Here is a 15,904-nt window from a genome sequence, read left to right as displayed (position 1 = left end):
CGAATTCTTAGATCGGATTGTCTCAAGCGTTGAGGAAGGCAACATACTGGTTATCGGTGATAATAGTCGTGGTTGCTATTATCTTTAACTATAAGAAAATCGCGGACTACCTCGAAGAAAGAAAGCGCGCGAAGATTGTGAAGATATCTGAGGCTCTGAGTTGCGAGCATGTGGATGGCCTGACAAAAGAGCATTTGAAAGATGAGCTTGCTACAGAGCATTTCAAGATTGCTACTGGGCTGCGGCTCGAAAAGGAGTTCAGAGAGGCAATTATTAGTCTGCACAAGAAAACGAAAGGAAACCTTGGATTTTTTCATTTTAAGAGAGCACTAACGCATCTAGAATATAAGGATTCCGAGCTCAAGGTAAAGTTGACGTGGTTTGACCAAGCGGGATTTTTGTTCAACCTGGTGTTTGGCTGCATTTTGGCCCTTCTAGGGCTCCTAACCCTCATCGTCCCGGCGCAAATTGATGAAATCAGCATTGTTCAGTTCTTTATGTTCGTCGGCTTAGGTGCCTTTTTCTTTGCCATTGCGGTCATGATGTTGGTTCAAACGTTTCCGGTAAGGTCAGCAAAGTTTATAAAGGAGGAGATGCAGTCTCTTCATTACCAGTAGTTCCAGTTTGTTACGGGCCTCACGGCCCTCCACCGGACGCCCATTTCGCTGCGCTACATGGGCGTCGCTAAACAAAAGCGTTGATATGACTCCCCACGTCAAGAGGCACGTACCAGTCCAGGCCCGTTTTTTCAGAGCTAGGTTCCCGCTGATATAGGGCGGGTCAGGACAGACGCTGAGGCCAGTAATCGTCGACGGTTCTCATGCTGATATCCGTGGGTTCTCACCACCTTACTTTTCCGTCGTGAAGCCGGTCCTCCGTCTAGGAACGAGCGTCTGGTCTGAGGCTTCAGCCAGGCTTCCTAACGCGCGTCGAGGGTTGCTTCACACTCCGCGGCCTGAAGCGCCTGTCCTGTCCCATAATCGTTGTCATAGCATCAACCTTGGATCGGGTTTGGCGATCACAACTTCCCGGGCAATCGCCCAGATGTGACCGACCAGTTCTCTGGCAATGGCAGCCACAACCACGTTTCGATGTTTACGTCGCTGCATCAGCGATCGATAGCGTCGACAGAGTCGGACCTGCGCATCCCAGGCTTTCTCCACAATGGCCTTGGGCAAGTCTTCCTGGCGCTGCTGCAAGATCCGGGAGGTTTTGGCCGGGTATCGATAGGCATGAGCCGCTTCGATCAGCATGCGTCTTGCCCGCTTGTTTCCGGCACAGGTGAGCGGGCCGATTCGTCGTCGGTTGCCGCTGGATCGTTCGCTGGGTGTCAGGCCGACATAGGCCATCAGTTTCCTGGGGTTGTCGAAGCGCTGGAGATCCCCCAGTTCAGCGACAACGCTGGTAGCGACCAGCAACTGAACACCTCGTAGCGCCTGGACGGCTTTGACCAGTGGGTAGAACCGCCATCGACGCACCTGGTAGGTGAGTTCGTTGTCGAGCCGTTCGAGACGCTTGTGGCGTTCGACAATGGTGTAGAGCATTTCCCGGAACACGGTGTTCTCGGCTGGTGTCGGCATGACCAGTTCCGAGAGCCATCGGATGTGTGCCGCCGACCAGTTGGCCGTACCAGCGTATCGGATATCGTGCCTCAACAGGAACGCCTTGAGCTGGCTCTTGGCATTCTTGAGATCCCACATGGCGGTTTCCCGGGCCCGTGACAGATCGCGAATGGCCTCGTCTTCCGGTTCTGGCACGTAGATGGGATCAATGTCGCCATTGCGCAGCAACTGAGCCAGCTGCATACAGTCGCGTTTATCGGTTTTCACCTGTTGCCCGGGTTTCTTCGGAATCAGTGACGGTGCGACCACAAAGCAAGGATAGTCCCAGCTTGAAAGCAGGCGGAAGAGCCAGTAACCGCAGGGGCCGGCTTCATACACAAACTGAAGCTGACACCCTGGATTCCGGGACTCAAATTGTCGGACCATCTTGCGGATGGCGTAATGTTGGGTACCAATGGCCCCGAGGTAAGTGACCGGTTCTGTTCGGGAATCTGTGGCGTAGGCGACGGCAATAGAGTCTTTGTGCGTATCCAGGCCAATAAACAGTGTGCTATGTTTTTTCATGGTGCTGCCCCCCGATTTTACGCATGTGAACACGTAAATTATGGCTCTGGCTGAGGCTAACCCACGAGGTGGGGGCAGCCCTCTAGTGGGGAGTCATAATGTCTAGCTGTGATTGCCTCACTCGTAAAGTGATACTATAGTGTCACTATCAATTTGGATCAGGGTGAGCCCATGAAAGTTGAGCTTGTTACGAATCTTAAGCGTCAAGCCACAAAGATTCTGGCAGATCTGCATGTGTCTAAAGAGCCGATACTGATCACGGAGCACGGTCAGCCATCCGCATACCTTGTCGATGTGCAGGATTACGAGTTTATGCAGCGCCGACTTGAGCTGCTTGAGGGGCTCTCACGAGGAGAGCGAGCTGTACTTGAGGGAAGAACGTACAGCCGAAGTGAGGCCAGGGAGAAAATGAGTAAATGGCTGAAGTAATCTGGACAGAGCCCGCCCTTCAAGAACTGGATGCCATCGCTGAGTACATTGCTCTAGACAATCCTGCTGCCGCAAGCGATCTGGTCCAACAGGTTTTCTATCAGACCGAGCGTTTGGAAAACTTTCCTCAATCCGGGCGGATTCCTCCCGAACTCCCCAATTCGGTGTACAGGGAGGTAGTGGTTCCACCGTGTCGTATTTTTTATCGTGAGGATGAGAAGCGGGTTCTCATCCTCTATGTCATGCGAGAGGAGAGGCAGCTTCGTGCGTACATGCTTGGGAGCAGCTAACCAGGCGCGTCACTCGGATGCCTTTGTCTCCGCTTCGCTATGCCAAAGTCACCGGTGCGCTTCGGCGTTAGGGCGTTTCTTTATGAAGCAAATTTACGGCAAAGTCTTCAGATCTAGTAGTGGCAGTGAGTACGGGATTATTCGGAAGACTACGGAGCCGCTTCCTGAGGAGCTTTCCGAATCAGATGTGATCGCCGAAGATGAGTGCGGGAATTATTTCGTCCAAGCGAATCTAGAAGTTCATTTTTGGGATCACGAAACTCGCGAATCTACGGTTCTCGCGCGGTCTATTAATGAATTCATCGCTGGGTGTATAGCCCCGTCAGAAATGGAGTTGGAGCCTGGTCAGGTTGAGTCGGTTTGGGTAGACCCAGAATTTGCCAAGAGATTTGGTATCGACCCCAAGCCCTAACAAGTGACTATGGTTTCAACCCCCAATTTCTAACCCATTTTCGGATCCCACAATGCTCCGTCTCGCACCATCGAATTGAGGATGATAATCATCTTTCTGACACAGGCGATGATGGCCGATTTCTTGGTCTTCCCAGCGGCGAGTAACTTGTTGTAGGTGGTTTTGAATACAGGATTACACTGGATGGCGGACATCATCGCCATGTACATAACGGTGCGTATCTGGGCGCGCCCGCCACGGATCTTTCGTTGCCCCTGATATTTGCCACTCTCCTTATTCATAGGGGCCACGCCGATTAGAGCGGCTGCCTCCTTGTTGGAGATATAACCGAGTTCCGGCATGTTGCTGATTAAGCTGAGAGCAACGACCTTGCCGATGCCCGGCATGCTTTGAATGATGTCATTCTTAGCCCTGTAATCGTCACAGCTTTCGATGAGGCACTGGAGTTTCTGGTCGACCTTCGCAATTTGGTTGGCCAAAGCGGTCAGGATGGGTTTGATTGTGCTGGCCAACGCCTTGGGCATGATCTGACATCGATTCTTTTCCATCGTTTGCATGGCTAGTAACTGGCGACGTCGAGACAGTAAATCGCTCAGTTGCTGCAGGACGTCAGGCCGCAGCTTGGAGAGGCGTGGTTGAACCGCTTCGCCATAGTGAGCGATGAGGCTGGCATCCAGACGGTCGGTTTTGGCAAGACGGCCAATAGCTTTACCGAATCCCTTGATGTGAATGGGGTTGGAGATGACGAAAGGAAGATTGGCCTTTGCGCAGGCGCAAACGAATGCATGCTCTAGACGCCCTGTGGCTTCGATAATGATGCGGGTTGGACTATGCTTTTTGAGTGTCGCCACCGCTTCTTTAATGCCCGCTTCGTTGTTGGGAACAGTGAACGCAATGCCTAGTGGGCGAACGTAAAAATCGAGCTGAAACTTGCCGGTGTCCACACCGACGTTGATCTCTTTTTGCGTGTGCTGATTATCCATAATAAGCTGACTCTGCCTTGCTAATACGGGCTCGAGGCCCAGTTGACTATCCGAGTTGAAAAGCTTGGAGACCTGGCCAGCGTTCTCACTTGTTAACGGTCTCTCGACAGAGGAACCTGCGCTGCAGCGAACTACTGACCAGGAAGCGCTAGTTGCAGCTAGCGCCTGGGCCTCACTTTACCCAATTTCTCGGTGGGAATTATCCATACAAGTTGTTGTAGTTTGTTCCGGCCTGCGGCCTCCACCGGACGCCCTTGTCAGGGCGCTGATCTTGCACCTCTTTAGTGGACGGTCTTTTATCGAACACTAATAGGGGCCCATCATGGGACAGACTCGCAAAAGAAACTACGACCGTTACACCCTGGCGTTCAAGCTTCGGGCCGTTAAATCAGTAGTGATACCGGAGTTGGGCGATAAGTAAAGCGTCATCCGTGACTTTGTAAACTATTCGGTGTTCTTCATTGATTCGGCGAGACCAGTACCCGCCGAGGCTGTGTTTGAGGGGCTCTGGTTTACCAACACCTTCGAAAGGCTCTCTTTTAGTCTCTTTGATCAGCTTGTTGATTCGGTTAAGAATCTTTTTGTCGGTTTTCTGCCAGTATAGATAGTCCTCCCAGGCGTTCTCGGAGAAGATGAGTTTCATTCAAGAAGTTCCTTTTCTTGACCACCGCCTCGCTCCAGCTCGGCAACGGATTCCAGCAAACGCCGTGCGCTTTTTGGTGAGCGCAGAAGGTATGCGGTTTCTTGCAGTGCCTCGTAGTCCTCGAGGGAGATCATTACCACTGACTGCGACTTGCTCCGGGTGATGATCACAGGGGAGTGGTCTTCACAGACCTGCTCCATGGTTTTTGCTAGATTGGTTCTAGCGGCTGTGTAGCTAATGGCATCCATGAGGTTTCTCCTGTACAGGATGTTGAACATGTTCAGCATACCGTACGCCAAAGGATTTAACAATCGGCGCCACTGTGTATGTTTTATGTGCATATGTGAATTAATTTTCTCCAATTTTTTGCACCCTCCTTGTCCCTGCCTATACTCCTCTATGTCATAGCTTGAATTCATGACGCTGTTTGCTGTTTCCATGGGCCTTTCGGCTCAAATTTACGCAACAGGGTTTTGATGCTGCAGTCCGGCTACCACGGAGAATATGGATGTTTTTCCGGCCGGTCTCGAAACCTGCGCAAGACAATCGCTGCGAGGGATCGCTATGGCAACTTCCACCCGATTTACTACCGTCGATTTTTCCCAATTCGATTGGCTTAACCGCATAGATGCTGACGTCCTGCTTGATGTCGGCGACCTGTCTCCAGACCTGCTGACTGTTCCCGGCAAAGACGTTCAGCGTTTGCTTTCGGAAGTGGTTCGCCTTGTTCTGGACCTTCCTAGAAACAGCACGCCGCTGGTTGTCTGGACCAAAGGCGACAGCGAGCTGCTCATCCACAGCGATCAAACCCGTATTCAATTCTCCAGCGGCGTTATCACCGTAACGGTGACGGCGAAGTGCGAGGAGCATGGAAAGCTTCGCATTCCGGTACCGATTGGTGTTGGCACCAAACAGTCGCCGAGCGGTCTTGTAATGTCCACGTTCGAAGACCTGGAGGGCCCGGAAGAGCTGATACTGGCCTGGCGGGATCCAATTCAGGCATTCGCCTGGGAATCCGTGCTTGAGGTGGCTTCTGTGCTCTGCGCAGAGGTTGGTAACGATAAGCGTGGATTGCCGCTTGTACCCGGCGCTATTGCCGCAGCGCCGAATAAAATGCTGGTGCAGCCCGTTGCCCGGTTTTCACTGATGCCGGGAGTCTGACATGGGTGCTGATCAGAATCTCGACGTATTTGGCACGCTGGCGGAAGCCGTTGGCCTGACCCGCGATGGCGAACTACAGGGTGATTGGTTCCAGGACCCACTGGGCAATCCCAACGGCAGCAAGCGCGGTCTCAGCTCGATGATGTACCTCGATGAGCAGCGAGAGGCACTGATTGCGTTTGTCGACGACGTGCTGGGAGCGCCAGACAGGGAAGAGCAAGGGAGAGCTGTCTGGGTCCCGCTTTTCAGGGACTCCGGTGCAACCATTTTCGTAGTGGTTGATGAGGCCGACAACGGCGCCAGAGTAGGGTTTGGCATTGAATACGACAGCGGTAGCTCGTTGCCTGCAATCTCTGTGAGCGCCCATGTTCCGGTGTTCCAGTTCGAACGGGAGGGCGCGGGAGCGCTGGATATTTCCGGGGCGCAACCCGATTGGCTGGTGTTGGGCCGGGACGACGCGCACATCGAACTGGCGATCAGAGTCATCATTTCCAACGATGCTCCTGCGCCGGGGGACCTCTTTATTGGCGCCGTAGCCGTGGGCGTGGACGTTCCAACCAGCCCCGCTGATGATCTGGAATTCAGTCTAGGGTTTGAGCGGCTTCAGCTTCCCGGAACCAATGCACCCAGGGATTTTGAGCTCACCGTGGATAACATTAACGAGCTGGGCTCCGACTTTCTGGAATTCATGACGGGCCTGATACAGGCGCAGGCCGAGGCGCTCGACACCACCAATCCGGCAACCGCACCGTTTGCGGCGCTCACCGGTTTGGCGGGTTTACGGTCTGTTCCGAATATTCCGCCATTTCCGCTGGAGTCCCTGATTTCAAATGGCGTGTCTGCGGTGACCGGCTGGATTGAATCCATCCTTTCTTCCGCGCCTGCTCGCAATGCCTGGCTCGGCCAGTGGGCCGCGCTGCTGGGCGGAACCGTCAATTCTGGCCGAAGCGCCATTGAGTTCAGCGACGGATCATTGGCCGGAGCCGCTGGTTTGCGTGTGGCGTCGTCAGCTGCCGGGGGATTGATCATCACCCCCTGGCTGGAGGGTTCGCTCAGACCTCAGGCCGGCGCGGAAGTGAAGGCGCAGGCGGACCTGCTGACCCTGGCAACCCTGGATGGCAGTATCAAAGCCGTGCCGAATTTGTCGCTTCTTGCGGTGTTCGGGCAGGCAGCGGGCATGGGGTCGCCGCTGCTTGCGGGCGATCCAGCAATTGGGTCAATCAAAACCGGTATTACTCTGGCCGCGGGCAAACCGGCTTTTGCATTGACCGCTCATAACGTTACGCTCGGCGGCACCAATCATGAGTTATTGGATCTGTCGTCTCCCGATGCTGCGCTGGACGCCGCCGAGAGCCTGGTGGACGGCGCGCTGGTTTCGGCCTTGGCCACTCTCGGTCGCCCCGGCGAAATCTGTTCCCAACTGCTGGGGCTTGATCCGCCCACCGGCATCTCCGGCCCTTCAGCGATCGAACTCCTGACCGACCCACTAGGCAAAACGGCCGCCTACTGGAATTCACTCGCTGCCTCGCCGGCAGCCATGGCGGTTGTTTTAACCTCAACCCAGGAACTCATCACCGGTAACTCAACCAGTGTTTCCGGCACTGGCACGGCAGCGGATCCCTGGAGTATTGATCTGGACCCTGTAGCGCTTGAGGTTTCGATCGACGGTGACTGGGTCAATTTTGATTTGGAAGCTCGCCTCGAAAACACTGTACTGGACGACAAGCGATCAGACGTTTTTGTCAGTGCAAGGCTGTTGCGGCTGAATTTTGCGGCGCCGAACGCGGAGTTCCTGAGCCGAATAAACGCGGGTACCCGGCTTCGGGAAGCCAATGGGTCTGATCTCAGGCTGGATATGGGGCAGGTTGATGTCTCGGCCCGGTCGATTGGTGCCTCGGTGGTTTGGGGGGCTTCAACGGGCTTTGCCGTGCGTGTGGATGCGCCAGACCTGTCAGTCGAAGTTGAGGCGGTCGATGCATCCGACAGTTCAACCATCGAAGTTCCGTTGCCGCTGCCGGAGTTCAGTAGCGGTGGCACGGTCCGCTTCAGCCCGGATTGGGGTGCCATCGAAAATGCCGTTGCCGCGTTGCTTCGGCGCCTGGGCTCGCCGATTATCACCGCGCTTACTGACCTGGTTGGCTGGAACGGCGAGGGGGCCCGCCTGTCCATTGAGCAGCTTTTGAGCGACCCGGAAGCAGCTCTTAAATCCTGGATGGGTGATCTGGTACTGAATTGCAGCAATGTTCGGGTGGCGATGAGCCCGCTCTCATATCTGTTCAGTGGTTTCCGCCAGTGGGCACCGCTGGGCAATGGCAATGAAAGCACGCCCTATCGAGCCGCCATAGCCGCTGCCCTCAGGGCGCCGGGCGTTGCGGTGTGGCTGGACCCTGGCTGCGACATCCACCGCGGGCGGTATCAGCCTCCAGCCGGCAATTTCGATTCCAGCGAGCCGACGGAGTTGGCCTCCATTGCACAAGCTATTCGGGCGGCAGGTACCGAGCTTCCGGAGTTCGCCGATCTGATGACGGGCCGGAACCGGCTGGACGAGGGCTTTCAGGCGTTAATCGATCGCTTCACCGGCACCGACGGCCTGATCGGCCGCCCAGCGTCGCTGCCAACCGGTGTGAATGGCGTCGACATTGAAGGCTTGAGCTATCGTGAGCTCGTGGCATTCGGTGCCATCAACCTGTTGCCCCAGGAAGCTTTCGGAAGCGCACAGGATGCGGTGGTTTACGTGGGCTGTGAGGACCTCTGGAGTACCTGTTTCGGAAGCGATAGCCTGGATGTTCGGGGAGAGGTCAGCGGGCCTGGCGTTCCGACGTCCGCCAACGGACACTGGTCCATTTGCCTGCCGAATCCAGCAACAGCCGCGGCAGCGAGACCGGATCGTGGTGCCATAGACGAGCAATGCCAGCGCCTGATCGAGGTGTTGCAGGATAGGGCCACGCCCATAACGATTGTTGCCTTCGGTTCTGCAGGGGCGGCTGCTATCAAGGCGGCGAGTACGATCACTGCGATTGATCGGTTGGTAACGGTAGGCTCTCCCTGGGCGCCGGTTTCCCTGAATGGCTTGTTGTCCGGGTTGAGCGGCGATGCCTTGCGGCTCCTCTTGCAGCTCCAGCGACCAGAGCCCGAGACGATTAACGAAGAGGAGATTGCCGGAGAATCCAACGCCCTCCTGCAGTTTGGCTATGTTCTTGACCGGGCGTCCCTGGCAGCTGGTTTAACACCCGACAGCTTTGATGAGCTTTTGCGGGCGGACCAGCAACCAATCCGGGCCGGCCTTCCGGTAGACGCGGTTTTCGGTGCCCTTGACGCCGAAGCCCTGGAGACGGGGCTTGCTGCAACGGTCGCCGGTGCCATTGCCTACCGCCACGAAACCTATGAACCTCCGGCAACGCCACCAACCAAACTGCACGCGGGCGTGGATCTGCCGGTTATCGATGCCAATCTCGGCGGCGTCTTCCTCGGGGCAGGGGCCATTCTTGAACTGGCGACCTGCGATCGCGGCCCCGGTGGCGATGGTTTTGAGGTGCAAACAGACAGGCAGGTCATCCTGGATCTGCATTTCGGTGTTCCGGATGGTTGGCTTGTTGGTGGCCCGGGCGCCGGCCAGAACGACATTGAGGTGCGCTGGGTATCTGCCCGGTTGTGCCTGCCCTTGGCCGGTAGCACGTGGGTATCTGGCGCCCGGATAGTTCTGCACGAGGCCAACTGCTTCGGGGTGCGGCGGGACCAGTGGGTGATTGAAAACGGGGCTGGCGTAGCCTCGCCAAGCTTGCCCACGTCTGAGGTTCATTTGATTCTGGCCGAAGTTGTGGGGCGCCTGGCTTCGGCATCTCCGGATCTCAGCCAACTGCTTGCCGACATCGGGCTGGTTGCCGGAGGTGGTTATGATCCGGAAGGTTTTGATCAGCTTATCCTGGATGCCAGTGCGGCAATCAACGCGGCCGTCGATGCATCTCCGGCCAGCCTTGCCGGCGCACTCAGGGCGCTTGGAGGATTTGGTGGCGCAGGCGCCGAGATATCCTGGGCACTCGATGCGGCAACCATTGCCGTCGATCTGAACTCCCGCGCCCTTGCACTGGACGTAAGCCATGTGGCGGCAGACCTTGTTCCACTGGGCCTGACGCTATTTGCTTCCGCATCCTCGGCGTCCATCTCCGGCTCCATCGGCGCAATCGAGCCGGATGTGGGCGGTCTTGAGCTTGAAGCCAGTGCTGCTACGGGCGGAGTTTCACCCGCCCTGACTATTGCCTGGCAAACTCCCGGTTCGTTGTCCGCGACGTCAATCAATCTTCTGTCATCGCTAAGCACTTCCGAGCAGGCCACGCTGGTGAAACTGGGCGCGTCGTTCATTCCGTCAACGCTTCTGGCGGGATTGGTTGATCACCTCCGCGAAACCGCTTCTGACGATGCAAGGGTCGCCATTGAGGTGATTATGGATGGCCTGGATTTGCTGGCGCCGCCTTCTGAATTGCCCTCACGCAGGGTGTTGCTGCCCTGGGCGCTGTTTATGGACCCGGTGGGTTGGCTGAAGGCAGGCGCTGCACCCTGGAAGGCCGACCCGTTTGGCCAGGCGATTCAGGTGTTCGATGCGCTCGGCCAGTTGTTGATACCCGGCTTCACCGAGGGCCGATTCGATTTCAGTAATGAGGTGTCCGTCACCTACGGGGTGGCCTCAGACCGACTGAATGTGGACGTCGCCATCGAAACCAGTCATTCATTGGGCGCAACTCCGGTCATCATCAGCCTGGGCGGCGGCCTGTCCATTGCCACCAACGGCTCGATTGGCACCCTCGTTTCCAGTTCGGCGACCTTTGATGGGAAGGGCGTTGCTATCTCCCTCTCGCCAGATGTTCGCATCGACCTCCTGCCGGCTGCCCCAGCAGCGCCCATGCAGATTTACCCTTCGGGACCGGGCCTGGGATCACTTCTGGCGACTGGCGCAGGTATGGCCATCCCGGTCGCGCTTAACGCATTGATTGCCGAAAGGGCCAACCCGACGCCGTCGCTGCAAAAAAATGTGGCTATGGCAGTCTTTGAGTTGGGCAGCGCATTGGATCTTCTGGAATCCAATCAGTTTGCCGACGCCAGAATTCAGACCTTTGCCGCAGACCCCGCCGGGGTACTTTTATCCCGCCTGCCCAATCTGGTTGTTACCGCAATTTCGCAGTTGGCCAATGCTCTCGACCCTGCAGGCACAGTCGTTTCGACATCGACGCCTGCGACGGGAATCTGTCGACTGTCACTGGGCAGCACGGACCCCGTGGAGATCACTCTGGATGCCAGCCCCACGGGCCCTGCCATTGAACTGGCCGCGGCTCTTTTAATCGCGGATGTCGGAACGGTCGGATTCGACCGGGTGCGACTCAGCGCGAGCGGCGTAGCCGTTGCTGTCTCCTATGTGGCAAGCGGCTTCGACGTTGGCAATGGTTTGATTCTTCGCCCTGTCGCGAAAATTGAAGCCGGCGTGTCCGGCGCCGGTTTCTCCCGAATGGCCGCCCTTGGTCTCGTCACTGATGGCACGGGTGACCAGTCCGTTCAGTTCCGGTGGGCGTTGAATCAGACGCCGCCGCGGGTAGTTGTTGTTGAAGAGTCACCGTCCGGTGAAACCGAAGACAACGAGCCCGCTGCTGTGGCCCTGGCGCTCCTGTCCCAGGCTGTCTCCATGGCAGCCGGTGTCACGTTGGAAGCGCTTGGTACATTGGGAACGGATGCGGTTGATGCACTGCAGGATGTTCTGTTCACCGGTGGCACACCAACTCTGGATCCCACCCTGTTTGACGACATCGTCGACCCGGAAGCATTGTTGAAGCGCCTGTTCCAGCTCGGCTTCAACCTGGCCGACCACAACCTGAAAATTACCATTGATGGCAAAGTGGATGTCGGCTTCACACGAAACGGCGATCTTGCTGGCATCTTCGTGTCTTTGCCCCCGGGCGAACGCATTTCGCTCGGCGGCAGCGACCCGACGGTGGATCTCGAAGTGGTCGCCAACTGGGTGACGTCGCCCGGAATCGCGCCGGGTTTGTCGATCTTGCTCGTTGAAAAGGTCGGCAGCGATTTTCAACTGAATGCGGGTTTCTCCATTGCCGGTCTGGGCGTTCGCGTTGGCAAAAACGCAGGGCCTTTGCTGAACCTGGGTATTATGAGTATCGACGCCATCGGCGTTCATTTATACGGCGAGGCCGTGCCGGCAGGGTTAGGCGGCGGCGTTCAGGTTCAGCTTGATGGGCTGGCCATCGTGCCCTCGGCGGCCGGCGGCGACAATGCGGTTGCCAACAACATCATGAGCGACGCCGGAAATGATGCGTCGCCCTCGGCCCGTCCTGCCTTCAGCCCGGCGTTGGCGATTCAGAAGAACCCGGGCGGCGCCCTTGGCATTTCATTGCGGGCAGGGGATCCGCCTGGCCCCTGGTGGCTGGCGATCCAGAGACAGTTGGGCCCGCTTTACCTGGAGCAATTCGGTTTTGATGTCACCGAAGTTGATGGTTCCGTTACCGGGATTTCGCTGCTGTTCGATGCGCGCGTCTCACTGTTCGGGCTAACGGCATCGGTTGAGGAACTTGGCCTGCACTGGCTCGGCGGTGACGTCTTCGAGTTGACCAACTGGGCGGTCGATTTGAAGGGCTTGGGTGTTTCCGGGGACTTCAGTGGTCTGTCTATCGCTGGTGGTCTTCTGAAAACAGACCTGGACGGACAGATCGGCTACGTCGGAATGCTAATGGGTCGTTTCGGGGTGTATGGACTCTCCCTGTTCGGCGGATACAGCGACGACAAAGGGCTGCCTTCGTTCTTTGTCTTCGGTGCCATTCAAGGCCCCATTGGTGGCCCTCCCGCTTTCTTCCTGACCGGCATTGGGGGCGGTCTGGGCATCAAACGGGGGCTACGCGTTCCGGATGACCTGTCAAAGTTTGGCGAATACCCCTTCATCAAGGCTCTGGATCCAGCGGCGAGCGTCTCCTCCGATCCATTGGAGGAGTTGCGAAAGCTTGCCGAGTACTTCCCTCCGGAGCCGGGTAACTTCTGGTTTGCCGCCGGCATCAGTTTTACCAGCTTTTCTCTGGTGGATGGTGTCGCCGTGTTGTCGGTTTCCGTCGGCAACGGGTTGGAACTCAATCTCTTTGGCCTGGCTCGAATGGCTTTGCCCAGGCCCCAGGCCGCACTCGTATCCATTGAGTTGGGGTTGCTTGCCCGGTTCTCGTCCTCCGAGGGGCTGTTCCTGATACAGGCGCAGCTTACCGACAATAGCTGGCTGCTGTACCCCGAGGTTCGCCTTACAGGGGGCTTTGCTTTTGCTACCTGGTGGCTCGGCCCCAATGCCGGCCAGTTCGTTCTGACATTGGGCGGCTATCACCCCAGCTTTCAGCGTGAGGGGTATCCGATTGTTGCCAGGTTGGGCCTGCAATGGCGGGTGTCCAACGCCATTGTGATCAAGGGTGGCTCTTACTTTGCCCTCACATCGGAAGCCTTGATGGCAGGGGTGGAAGTGGAGGTCAGTGCCGACTTTGGCTTCGCCTGGGCCCGCATTGCCTTTGGTGCGAACGCCATTGTCTATTTCGATCCGTTCTACTTCATGGCGGACGCCTACGCCCGCATTTCCGCCGGAGTAAAGATAAAAACGTTCCTCGGCACCATTCGAATCAGCATCAGCCTTGGTGCACGTATTGAGGTCGAGGGGCCTGATTTCCGGGGTAAAGCGACCATCGAAGTGGGTCCTTGCGACATCAAGGTGAAGTTCGGCAGTTCCCGCGAGATTCGCGGCATATTCGTGGGTTGGGATGAGTTCGTACCCAAGTATCTGGAAGAAACGGCGCCGGGCCGGGCGCGGACTCTCTCCGGGGCAGCGGGTAAGGGGGCTTTGCCCGCTTCCACGGAGGGTGAAACCTCTGCACCCTCCAGTGACGGTAGTTATGAGCGGCCCTTCGAAGTCTTCGCGGAGTTCGAAGTGTCGGTTGTCGCAACCGGCCCGGTCACCCGGTTTGACTTCAACAACCCGGCCATCGACAAGGACATTACGCCCAAATTGCCGAGTGGCGCCGCGGTAGCGATGGGGTTGAGCCCCATGAACGCCGCCGGGTTGAAGGGTGAGTTGGAAATTCGCCTTGAGCGCAGGGTTGGAAACACCTGGACGGACCGCACCTCGGACCTGCGCCCCCTGGTGGAGGGCATGAAGGACGAAAAGACTGCCGAGGAAGGCCCTACCTATGGCCTGGAAGCCTTCCCGATCGGTGTTTGGGGGCCGCCAGAAGATCCCGAGCAACCTTCCAGTCCCATTCCGAAAGGCGACGTTATTTTCGCCGGCAGCCGGTTAAAGATGGTTGCCGAGGCGGACATGAGTTCGCAAACCGGCCCGGAAATCGATTACTACCGGGTTGAAGCAGGCCGGCGCCCACTGCCGTTGTCTGCCGCCGGTACGTTGCGGGCCGACAACCTGAACCGGGCCACCGCTTTGGGAGTTGTTGCCGAGAGCGCGAGCATTGAGGAAGCCTTTATTGAAGCCCGGAAGTATCTGTTTGCGGACGGTACCGGCGCGTTACCCGAGGGGCTGCTGGCCACAGGGCAGCGCAGCGCCAAAGCGCAGGCTATCTACGAGAACTCCCGCACCGCGCCACCCATGTTTGGAACACTGATGGATGGCCTGGAGGCCTCGAATGCCAGCAACGGTTCGACCGCCTTCATGTCTCTGGATGAGAGCCCCCGGGTCATCAAACCAACGAAGCCGTTCGTGACCGGATTCATGAGCAACGGGGCAGGCGTGGCCCTGCGGGATGCGACCACAACCGTTGCGGACAAACGCATCAAGCGCCGCCCGGCACCGTCCACCGAATCTGTTCGCGGCCGACTGGGCCGCAGCCTGCCGATCAAACTGAACACAACCCATGCTCCGTCCAGCTTCAACGATCTGACGGTCGTTGTTCGCGGCTCTGTACCTCGCACCAGCGTTACCAGCGCCAGCCAGACGTATCTCGGCGGCCGGGTTGGCTCGGGTGCGGGGGCCGCCTATGTAAAGGGCCTCGGGACAGAAGCTGGACCGGTTCCCCAGGCGCCCGGTAGCAAACTCCGCCCCGGCGATATTGTCACCATGCGATCTCCGGATGCCGCAATTGATGGGGACGATACCCGGCCTGAACTCAAGATCACCGGCGCGGCACGAGTAGTCATGTTATTGGGCAACGGTGCTGTGGTTGCCGATGAACAGGTTCAGGATCGCCAGATCTCCGTCCCGAAACACACTGCGACGATTGCCGTCCAGGCCAGTGGTGGAGGCGATGGTCGCCCCACCGGTCTGAGAATTGTGGGCTGGCACGATCAATCCAGACTGATTCGCCTGACCGGGCGATCAGCGCTGGGGGCCGGATGCGTTCTGTCGCTGAACGGCACAGCCGGAAGAGCCTCCGTGGGATGGCATCTCGCCCAGGATGTGGTGCGCGGTGCGGCTGCCGTGTCCACCCGGTTCGATCACACCGTTACCTGTGTTGGTGTGATTCTGAAAGCCGGTGAGGGTCGGTCTGCCAGTGATGTGGAAATAGAACTGCACGGTGCCCGGCACCGCAGGCAGCCGGTTCAGCCGGTGGTTGTTCAGGCCGGGGCACGCTCGGTGCTGTTGTTTGAAATCAATACCATTGCCGGTCACTCCGGTGTTTCCGTTCGGGCCCTGCAGGGAGGCGCCCGTGAAATTGCGGGTATGATCGGGGCGAATGCATCGGCTGAGGCAATGGCTGAACTGATCGCCGAGAAAGGATTGCCGGCAACGGTTTCAAGACTACGCGCCGTTGGTGGCAGTAACTGCGAGATCGAGTGGGTGCCGGCACAGGAAGATTAACGCCGGGCAGATCCGAGCAGGGACCGGCGAA

10 protein-coding genes are annotated in these 15,904 nt (G+C 57.5%); 6 read left to right on the top strand and 4 right to left on the bottom strand.

Going from position 1 to position 15,904, the window contains the following annotated elements; genetic code table 11:
- Positions 1-68 precede the first annotated feature (68 nt).
- Complete coding sequence (locus ABNF92_RS02725) at positions 69-617, top strand: hypothetical protein (RefSeq protein ID WP_349343372.1); 549 nt, start codon at positions 69-71, stop codon at positions 615-617.
- A gap of 369 nt (positions 618-986) precedes the next feature.
- Here ABNF92_RS02725 and ABNF92_RS02720 read toward each other — a convergent pair whose 3' ends face one another.
- On the bottom strand, positions 987-2,126 hold the full coding sequence (locus ABNF92_RS02720; RefSeq protein WP_349343371.1) for an IS110 family transposase: 1,140 nt from the start codon (positions 2,124-2,126) through the stop codon (positions 987-989).
- Positions 2,127-2,297: 171 nt separating this feature from the next.
- Here ABNF92_RS02720 and ABNF92_RS02715 point away from each other — a divergent pair, with 171 nt between their 5' ends.
- The 3 genes from ABNF92_RS02715 (at position 2,298) to ABNF92_RS02705 (ending at position 3,257) form a co-directional block, all read left to right on the top strand.
- Positions 2,298-2,555: a type II toxin-antitoxin system Phd/YefM family antitoxin gene (locus ABNF92_RS02715; RefSeq protein ID WP_136629747.1), complete on the top strand. Its 258-nt coding sequence runs from the start codon at positions 2,298-2,300 to the stop codon at positions 2,553-2,555.
- A complete protein-coding gene (locus ABNF92_RS02710) occupies positions 2,543-2,845 on the top strand; it encodes a type II toxin-antitoxin system RelE/ParE family toxin (protein ID WP_136629746.1) in 303 nt (100 codons plus the stop codon). Before ABNF92_RS02715 ends, ABNF92_RS02710 begins: the two co-directional genes overlap by 13 nt.
- An 82-nt stretch (positions 2,846-2,927) precedes the next feature.
- Positions 2,928-3,257, top strand: a complete 330-nt coding sequence (locus ABNF92_RS02705) for an SMI1/KNR4 family protein (RefSeq protein ID WP_349343370.1) — start codon at positions 2,928-2,930, stop codon at positions 3,255-3,257.
- Between the two features lie 29 nt (positions 3,258-3,286).
- On the opposite strand, the gene ABNF92_RS02700 is transcribed toward ABNF92_RS02705, so the two are convergent.
- The 3 genes from ABNF92_RS02700 to ABNF92_RS02690 form a co-directional block, all read right to left on the bottom strand.
- A complete protein-coding gene (locus ABNF92_RS02700) occupies positions 3,287-4,240 on the bottom strand; it encodes an IS110 family transposase (protein ID WP_349343369.1) in 954 nt (317 codons plus the stop codon).
- Between the two features lie 388 nt (positions 4,241-4,628).
- Positions 4,629-4,883, bottom strand: a complete 255-nt coding sequence (locus ABNF92_RS02695) for a Txe/YoeB family addiction module toxin (protein ID WP_349343368.1) — start codon at positions 4,881-4,883, stop codon at positions 4,629-4,631.
- Positions 4,880-5,131, bottom strand: a complete 252-nt coding sequence (locus ABNF92_RS02690; protein WP_230706949.1) for a type II toxin-antitoxin system prevent-host-death family antitoxin — start codon at positions 5,129-5,131, stop codon at positions 4,880-4,882. Before ABNF92_RS02690 ends, ABNF92_RS02695 begins: the two co-directional genes overlap by 4 nt.
- Positions 5,132-5,447: 316 nt before the next feature.
- Between ABNF92_RS02690 and ABNF92_RS02685 the strand changes: the two genes are divergently transcribed.
- Both ABNF92_RS02685 and ABNF92_RS02680 read left to right on the top strand, forming a co-directional pair.
- Positions 5,448-6,044: a hypothetical protein gene (locus ABNF92_RS02685; protein WP_349343367.1), complete on the top strand. Its 597-nt coding sequence runs from the start codon at positions 5,448-5,450 to the stop codon at positions 6,042-6,044.
- A gap of 1 nt (position 6,045) precedes the next feature.
- On the top strand, positions 6,046-15,873 hold the full coding sequence (locus ABNF92_RS02680) for a DUF6603 domain-containing protein (RefSeq protein ID WP_349343366.1): 9,828 nt from the start codon (positions 6,046-6,048) through the stop codon (positions 15,871-15,873).
- Positions 15,874-15,904: the final 31 nt, after the last annotated feature.

Source organism: Marinobacter sp. MMG032 (genome assembly GCF_040112695.1).
In the GTDB taxonomy this organism is placed as follows: domain Bacteria; phylum Pseudomonadota; class Gammaproteobacteria; order Pseudomonadales; family Oleiphilaceae; genus Marinobacter; species Marinobacter salsuginis.
This window is presented reverse-complemented; position numbering and strand designations above follow the sequence as displayed.

Excerpts from the sequence above, each read along its gene's own strand:
- ABNF92_RS02700 (WP_349343369.1), bottom strand. The coding sequence starts at position 4,240 with ATGGATAATCAGCACACGCAAAAAGAGATCAACGTCGGTGTGGACACC.
- ABNF92_RS02690 (WP_230706949.1), bottom strand. The coding sequence starts at position 5,131 with ATGGATGCCATTAGCTACACAGCCGCTAGAACCAATCTAGCAAAAACC.
- ABNF92_RS02705 (WP_349343370.1), top strand. The coding sequence starts at position 2,928 with ATGAAGCAAATTTACGGCAAAGTCTTCAGATCTAGTAGTGGCAGTGAG.
- ABNF92_RS02685 (WP_349343367.1), top strand. The coding sequence starts at position 5,448 with ATGGCAACTTCCACCCGATTTACTACCGTCGATTTTTCCCAATTCGAT.
- ABNF92_RS02720 (WP_349343371.1), bottom strand. The coding sequence starts at position 2,126 with ATGAAAAAACATAGCACACTGTTTATTGGCCTGGATACGCACAAAGAC.
- ABNF92_RS02680 (WP_349343366.1), top strand. The coding sequence starts at position 6,046 with ATGGGTGCTGATCAGAATCTCGACGTATTTGGCACGCTGGCGGAAGCC.
- ABNF92_RS02695 (WP_349343368.1), bottom strand. The coding sequence starts at position 4,883 with ATGAAACTCATCTTCTCCGAGAACGCCTGGGAGGACTATCTATACTGG.
- ABNF92_RS02715 (WP_136629747.1), top strand. The coding sequence starts at position 2,298 with ATGAAAGTTGAGCTTGTTACGAATCTTAAGCGTCAAGCCACAAAGATT.
- ABNF92_RS02710 (WP_136629746.1), top strand. The coding sequence starts at position 2,543 with ATGGCTGAAGTAATCTGGACAGAGCCCGCCCTTCAAGAACTGGATGCC.